A 3,483-nucleotide genomic window follows, 5' to 3' on the forward strand; every position below is an offset into this window, starting at 1 on the left:
CCATAGACAAACGAGAACAGCGGGTTACGGCATGGACCGTAACCCGCTGTTTTTTAAAAGCATTTTGGTTGCGGGGACCGGATTTGAACCGCTGACCTTCGGGTTATGAGCCCGACGAGCTACCAGACTGCTCCACCCCGCAGGCGCCTGTTTAATTGGGGGGTGGGGGGGGAGTCAAGGCTTTCGCAAAAGCATCTGGCCTTGCTTGTCTGAGTGTCGCGTGCGGGGGCTAGCGGGGTTTGCGAGTCTTCTTTCGCGCGGGGCCGCGCGCGCCGGGGGTGCGCGGGCCGGTGCCGGTTCCGCCGGGGCTTCGTTTGGGTCCCTTGCCCATGGGCGAGCGCGCGGGGGACTTCGTCCTTTTCTTCGGACCGGCTTTCTTTGTCGCCTTCTTGACGGCGCGTTTCTTCTGCTTGTAGCCGGGCTTGATGGGCTTGGGTTTGGCCTTGGCAAAGCCCTTGCGGCTCTTGGGCGCGGGGCGTGCCCTGGCCATGGAAGCGGGCAACGCGTCGACGGGGCGGCCGGCCTTGAGGGCCTCGACCATGGCGAGCTCGGCGGGCGTGAAGACGCGCGACTCGCCGGGCTTTAAATCCCCCAGGCGCAGCGGACCCACGCCGATGCGCTTGAGCTTGATCACGTCGTGGCGGATGCGCTGGCACATGCGGCGCACGATGCGGTTGCGTCCCTCGGTGAGCGTGATGCGAATCCAGTCGTGCTGCTTGCCCTTGCGGTGGAGCTCGACCTTTGCCGGCAGGGTGGGGCCGTCCTCAAGCGTGACGCCGCGGCGCAGCTTGTTCAGCCGCACCTCGGTGGGGTGGCCCTCCACCTTGACCAGGTAGATCTTGGGCACCTCGTAGCGCGGGTGCGTGATGCGGTTGGCGAACTCCCCGTCGTTGGTGAGGATGAGGAGTCCCTCGGAGTCCCAGTCCAGGCGGCCCGCGGGAAAGAGGCGCGCGTCGGCCTTGCGCAGCAGGTCGCCCACGCACAGCCGGCCTTCCTCGTCGTGCATGGTGGTCATGCAATTGAGCGGCTTGTTGAGAATCAGGTAGTGCAGGCGCGTGGGCTTTCCGCCGATGCGCTCACCGTCCAGGCGCAGGTCGTCCTTCTCGGGATCAGCCTTCCGGCCCAGGTCCTTGACGATCTGCCCGTTGAGCGTGACGCGGCCCTCGCGGATGAGGTCCTCGGCGTCACGGCGCGAGGCAATGCCCGAGGCGGCGATGAGTTTGTTGATGCGCTCTTGCACGGTCTTTCCAGTCTACCACGCCCCGTGCCGGGGTGCGGAAGGGGCGCAGGTGTAGCGCGCAGCGGGGGAAAAAGAAATGGCTTGCAGGGGCGGGGTCTACCCGCCCTGCTTCGGGGTGTCCCCAGTTCACGAAAAAGGGGCGGGTAGACCCGCCCCTACGCCGGAGGCGCTGCGCCCCGCCGCGTCCCCCTCTGCCCTTAGGGCATCTCCCCCGGGGCGGGGGAGAGCCAACGGACGCTTGTTCTCAGACCAGCCTGTAGCTGCCCAGGAACTCGGGCAGATCCTTCATGTCGAAGTAGCTGATGCCCTGGGAGATGAGCTCGCCGGTCTGCTTGGCGGTGACCTTGCCGTGCAGGGTGGTCATGCCCTTGGTGATGTTGGGCACTTCGCGGTGCTTCTCGCCGCGGAAGTGGTAGGCGCGCCCGTCGTCGCCGGTGAAGTCGAAGGCGTAGACGAGCATCCCGCGCTGGCGGCCGAAGTGATACTCGAGCGTGCCGCGAATGGGGGTGTTCGTGGCCAGGCCCTCGGCGTTCAGGGTACCTTCGAGCCGGGAGACGGCCTTCTCGCCCGCGCCGCCGAAGATGAAGTCGGCCAGCGAGTCGCTGGTCATCACTGCGTCGAATTTAAACGGCAGGCGCTCTCCGGCGCGGTCCCCTTCGAGCAGGACGTGATGGCCGGCCATGGTCTCGGAAAAGGTGAAGCCCTTGCTGCCGACAAAGGGCAGGCTGCGTGCGATGCTGGTGAGTGCGGACATGGGTTTGCTCCTCTGTAGTCTACAAATTCTACTTCAAATTCAGGCCGCTTCGGCCGAGCCGTAGAGCGACTCGACGCGGCGGGCAATGAACTCACTGGCGCGCGTGGCCAGCGCCATGATGGTGACCTGGGGATTGACCCCCAGCGAACTCGGGACTGCTGAGCCGTCACAGATGAACAGGTTTTTGAGGTCATGGGTCTCGTGGGTGGTGCCGACCACCGATTTCTTCGGATCGTTGCCCATGATGCAGGTGCCCAGCGGGTGGTAGGCGCTCAGGTCGAACTGATTGACGCGCACCTTCGCCCTGGCCATGCGCTCGACGTCGCGGGTGCTGCGCAGCACTTCCCAGCCCGAGAGGCCCGGATAGACCTCCTTTGCGCCGGCGGCAAAGTAGATGCGCGAGAGGATCTCCATCCCGCGCTGGAGCTGCATGCGGTCCTTCTTGTTCACCCAGTAGAACATGAGCGGCATCCCGCCCGGGCCAACGCGCACCTGCCCGCGGGAGGTGTCTTTTACCATCACGCCGAACATGGCGATGTGGTTGTAGTCCTCCATGAGCTGGGTGAATTTCTTCCCGTAGAGCGTGAGCGCCGCGCCCGACATGTCGAAGGGCGTGGTGCCGCCCTCGAACATGAGGCCCTCTTCCTTGAAGTGATCAACGCTGTAGCCCTGGGGGATGGTGTCCCAGGAATGGATGTCCTCGTCGGGGAACCAGGCCATGGCCTGGGTGGCCGGGTGAATGGCCAGGTTCTTTCCGAGCTGGCCCGAGCTGTTGCAGATCCCCTGCTTCATGAGCAGGGTAGGGGTGTAGAAGGTACCGCAGGAGAGAACGACGACCTTGGCGCGCACGGTGAGCTTTCGCTTGCCGCTCTCGCTCTTGATCACGCCCTCGACGCCGACGGCCTTGCCGCCCTCGATGAGGACTCTCGTGACGCGCACGCCGGTCATGAGCTGCGCGGCGCTCTTTAACGCTTCGGGCACGTAGGAGACATTGGTTGAGCGCTTGGCGTCGGTGGGACAGCCAAAGCAGCAAAGCCCCTGACCATCGCACTCGGGGGCGTTGCGCTTCAAGGGCTTGTGCGAATATCCCAGCGCGTCCGATCCGCGGGCGATCACGCGGCCGGGGCCGCCGATGTATTCCCACTTGGCTTCTTCGACCTGGATCGTTTTTTCCACCTTCTCGAAATACTCGTCCATCATCTCGGCGGTGAATTCGTGAAGGCCCATTTCGTTTCGCCAGTGGGCCATGGTCGACTCGGGCAGACGGAAACACGTACCCGAGTTGATGGTGGTCGAGCCGCCCACGGTCTTGCCCACGGGAATGGGGATGAAGTGGTTTCCGAGCGCCACGGTGGCGCCGGAATTGCGGTACATCTTGCGCTGGGCTTCGAGGGCGCGGCCGTTGAAGTCCATGCGGGTAAAATGATCGCCCTCTTCGAGCATCAGGACCGCCAGGCCCTTCTCTGCGAGTTCCCTGGCCACCGGGGCG

At 64.7% G+C, this 3,483-nt stretch carries 3 protein-coding genes and 1 tRNA gene; all 4 read right to left on the reverse strand.

Going from position 1 to position 3,483, the window contains the following annotated elements; all coding sequences use genetic code 11:
• Nucleotides 1–65: 65 nt before the first annotated feature.
• Nucleotides 66–142, reverse strand: a tRNA-Met gene (locus KDH09_15085).
• 87 nt (nt 143–229) lie between these two features.
• Complete coding sequence (locus KDH09_15090; GenBank protein MCB0221020.1) at nt 230–1,240, reverse strand: pseudouridine synthase; 1,011 nt, start codon at nt 1,238–1,240, stop codon at nt 230–232.
• A 244-nt stretch (nt 1,241–1,484) separates the two neighbouring features.
• Nucleotides 1,485–1,994, reverse strand: a complete 510-nt coding sequence (locus KDH09_15095; protein ID MCB0221021.1) for a hypothetical protein — start codon at nt 1,992–1,994, stop codon at nt 1,485–1,487.
• Nucleotides 1,995–2,033: 39 nt separating this feature from the next.
• A partial coding sequence (locus KDH09_15100) for a GMC family oxidoreductase (protein ID MCB0221022.1) occupies nt 2,034–3,483 on the reverse strand: 1,450 nt, incomplete at its 5' end.

The organism is Chrysiogenia bacterium, from assembly GCA_020434085.1.
Taxonomy (GTDB): Bacteria; JAGRBM01; JAGRBM01; order JAGRBM01; family JAGRBM01; genus JAGRBM01.